Source organism: Lamprobacter sp. (assembly GCF_034860625.1).
Taxonomy (GTDB): domain Bacteria; phylum Pseudomonadota; class Gammaproteobacteria; order Chromatiales; family Chromatiaceae; genus Lamprobacter.
In genome coordinates, this window is record NZ_JAYESN010000270.1 from 1 (window position 1) to 3,791 (window position 3,791).

Annotated in this window: 3 protein-coding genes; 2 read left to right on the forward strand and 1 reads right to left on the reverse strand. The window is 59.1% G+C overall.

The features are described from left to right. The first annotated feature begins 170 nt into the window (after positions 1 to 170). Positions 171 to 599: a TA system VapC family ribonuclease toxin gene (locus VBE63_RS25830; RefSeq protein WP_323685871.1), complete on the forward strand. Its 429-nt coding sequence runs from the start codon at positions 171 to 173 to the stop codon at positions 597 to 599. A gap of 249 nt (positions 600 to 848) precedes the next feature. Here the strand turns inward: VBE63_RS25830 and VBE63_RS25835 are convergent, their stop codons facing one another. Beyond that, the gene (locus VBE63_RS25835; RefSeq protein WP_323685872.1) at positions 849 to 2,273 is read right to left on the reverse strand and encodes an IS1380 family transposase; all 1,425 of its coding nucleotides are present in this window, start codon (positions 2,271 to 2,273) and stop codon (positions 849 to 851) included. A gap of 47 nt (positions 2,274 to 2,320) precedes the next feature. Here VBE63_RS25835 and VBE63_RS25840 point away from each other — a divergent pair. Continuing rightward, a partial coding sequence (locus tag VBE63_RS25840; RefSeq protein WP_323685873.1) for an ATP-binding protein occupies positions 2,321 to 3,791 on the forward strand: 1,471 nt, incomplete at its 3' end.

Sequence of the window (3,791 nt, forward strand, 5' to 3'; positions counted from 1 at the left end):
GGCTGAACAGGAAATCAGCCTGGCTGAGGTGCTGCGCCGCGGACTGGAGCACATGCAGCGGCTTTACCCTCCCGGGCGTGGGGATACCCCTTGGCGCCCCCCAGAGCCCACTGCGCTGGGTGATTTCAAGGCACCAGAAGCCGACTGGCGCGAACTGGCCAACCACTGACGTGCTGTCCATCGACACCAACATTCTGCTGTATGCGCAGAATCAGGACTGTGCCGAGCACGCGCGCGCCAAGGCGTTCATCGAGGCCAGCTGCGCGCGTGATGACGTGGCCGTTTGCGAACTCGTATTGGTTGAACTTTATCAGCTGCTGCGTAACCCGGCAGTGCTGGCCAAGCCGCTGAGCGCGCCCGAGGCTGCGGCGGTTTGCATGCGCTGGCGCAGCAACCCGCGCTGGGCGCTGATCGAAAATGCGCCGATCATGGACAAGCTCTGGCAGCTTGCGCAACAGGCGGATCTTCCCCGGCGGGCGGTTTTCGATGCCCGAATTGCGCTGACGGTGCGCCATCACGGCGTCACAGAGTGGGCGACCCGTAATACATCCGACTTCGAGGCCTTTGGCTTCGCGCGCCTGATCAACCCGATCGACTAGCCCGCTTCGCTCACCGATCTCATCCAGCAGTGGATTTTTCTTCGTCCCGTAGCGGTGATAGGTGTCAGGCGAACACCAACTGTGCTTGATTCGATGAAGGTCGGCGCCCATACGTGAAAGCACTGCCAGAAACAGGGGAAATTCAGCCTACCAAGCCCCTCATGTCATGTATCCACCGATTTCAGAGTAAGAGAGACCCCTGATGGTGGGTATCAGTTATGAGGTTCAGTGCTGTCCTGCTGAAAATACTTACCCCGGTGGCGACCATTCTGGATAACTGCGCACGTTCGCCAGAATCCTGGAAAAATCACAGGCATGGGGATACGCTTCAGAGAACGATAACCAGACCTTGCGCACCGTAACGCGTAGTCGAGCACCGATTTTCAACAGCTTTAGCCGAATAGTAGTGCACTGGGCCTTGGCGTGCTGAGTGCCTTCAAGACCCAGCCTGCGCAGGCCATGCATCAGTACATAGGCGAAAGATGAGAAATACAGCCGCAGCTGGTTCGCACGCATCAGACCCGTGCTGGTACGGTCAGCGAACAGGCCCATCTGCTGTTCCTTGATCCGGTTTTCCATTTCGCCGCGGATGCAATAGAGCTTCTCGTAGAGACGCTTCGCTCCTGCTCGATTGCGGGGAATGTTCGTTACGACAAATCGCGGGTTAGTCTTCCCCGGGAGCACCTCAGCTTTGCCCACTACCCGGCGCTGACAGGACCAACTATCGCGGGTCTGGTAGCGGAAATCACGGAACCGTCGAGCGGATTGCCCTGTCGCTTCGTGCTCCGCCTGAACCTCAGCCATCTCGGGCTCCAACGCCTTCTGCAGCCGCTCATTACGGGCCAGCCCCAACAAATAGCCAATACGGTGGGTCTCGCACCACGTCATGATGTCATCGCGGCAAAAGCCTGAGTCGCCGCGAATATTGATCCGAGTCTTTGGCCACCGTACACGGATCTGCCCGATGATCCGCTCGAGCTCCTCTACACTACCGGCGGCACCGTCTTCGCTGGAGGGACGAAGACGTGCACAGAGCAGGTGCTCACCACAGAAAATGTACAAGGGCAGATAGCAGTAGCACCGATAATACCCGTGAAAAAAACGACCCTCCTGCTGCCCATACAGCGGATCATCAGTGGCATCCAGGTCGAGCCAGATCTCCTTAGGAGGCGTGGCGTAGGACTCAAGAAAAACGTCTACCAGCAAGCGATCAAGCGCTTGCGGGTCCGCCGCAATCTTCTTGTAACGATGGCTTGCTGCTGACTCCGGTGTGCTCAGCTCAAGCCGGTTCAGCGTGCTCGAGCCAGCCAGTGGATGCCCTTTGTCACGTTCACGCTCACGCCCTTCGCCAGTGAGGTCATGTTTACCTACCAACAGCGCCAACACACTATCTGAGCGCAGCGTGTCGTGGTCGTTAAGGTCCTCGTAACCCAGTGCCAGACCATATACCCGCTGCGCCACCAATTCTCGTACGCTATGCTCGATACTCTCGGCCTTGCGGTGATCGCTGAAGCACTCGGCAAGTCGATGCAGCACACCCAGACGGCGATCCACTTCACGCAGCAGCAGGCACCCACCATCAGACGTGATGCGGCCACCATCAAAACGGCCCACCACATCGCGGCTACCAAGACCGTGAAATTCCAGCTGAATCGGATTACACTCTGTAGTCATAGGCCTCTCGCTCTGGTCGCTGGTAAGTTCTTGGTCGTTCTTACTTTATGCACCAGACAGAGGCCTATTTCAATTGTATCGGTGAGTTTTCCGGGATAGCACCACAGAAGCCGGACTTGCAGCAGTTGATGCTCGATAACTTCCCGGCGTTGACCGCCACCCATGCGCGCGGTGAGCCGATGGTCATTCACTCGGTGCATGCCCTCTCCCCCTCCGAGCAGCTGCACCATTTGATGCAGCAGGGCAAGATTCAGAGCTTTATTACCTTTCCACTGCTGCGCGGGACCCGCTGCACCGGTTTTATCGGCTTTGATGCAGTGCGCGAGGAGCGCACCTGGGGCGAGTACGATATCGCCCTGCTCCAACTGCTGGTGAGACTGCTGGAAAACGCCCGCGAGCGCGCCCGCCGGGAACGCAGGATCAGCACCGGCCGCAAATTGCTGAAAGCCTCGCGCGACGAGGCGCGTGAAATGGCCCGCCAGGCCATTGCAGCCAGTCAGGCCAAGGCTGATTTCGTCGCCCGCGTTGGCCATGAGATCCGCACGCCGCTGCATGCCATCATCGGCCTTACCGATGTACTGCTGGAAGAAGAGGACGCACCAGGTAAGCAGCAGCACCTGAGCACCATCCGCAATTCCAGCAATATTCTGCTCGCGCTGATCAACGACGTACTCGATTTTTCCAAGGGCGAAGCCGATGGCATAGAGATCAAGGGCAGCGACTTCGCACCACAACGTCTGCTCGAGGAAATGCAGGTGATGTTTGAGCCCATCGCCTCCCGCAAGGGTCTCACGCTGTCACTGAGTGTGGGTGAGGGGGTGCCGAGCTGCGTACACGGGGATCGGTTGCGTATCCAGCAGATTCTGCACAATCTGCTGAGCAATGCGATCAAGTTTACGCCCGCTGGCAGCGTCAGCCTGCGTATCGATGCCCTGCAACGTCACGCCGAGGCTAACGGCAGCCCAGTCATTCAGCTGCGTTTCAGTGTGCGCGATCAGGGACCGGGCATTCCCGAACGACACCGCGAAGATATCTTCATACCCTTCGTACAACTGCACGATACCGATGCTGCAGGTATCAGCGGTACCGGTCTGGGGCTACCGATTGCGCGCATGCTCGCCAACCTGATGCAGGGGCAACTCAACATTGCCGATACGCCCGGCCCCGGCGCAATGTTCACGCTGGACCTGGCCCTCAAGCTGGCCGATTCAGAACCAGAACAACGCTCACGCACGCTGCCAGCGAGCACCAATACACTGCGCGGGCGGCGCATCCTGCTCGCCGAGGACAACCCAGTCAACGCCAAACTGGTGCGATTATTTCTACAGGGGAGCGGCTGCGAGCTGGTACTCGCCGGTAACGGCCTGGAGGCGCTGCGCAGCCACCGGGAGCAACCGGCGGATGCCATTCTCATGGACTGCAATATGCCGCTGCTCGATGGCTACGAGACCGCTGCCGCGATTCGCAGCGAGGAGCACCCGGAGCGCCGCGTACCTATTATCGCCGTGACCGCCAGCG

What these genes read in the sequence shown, in the direction of transcription:
- VBE63_RS25835 (WP_323685872.1), bottom strand. Translation starts at nt 2,273, where the DNA reads ATGACTACAGAGTGTAATCCGATTCAGCTGGAATTTCACGGTCTTGGT.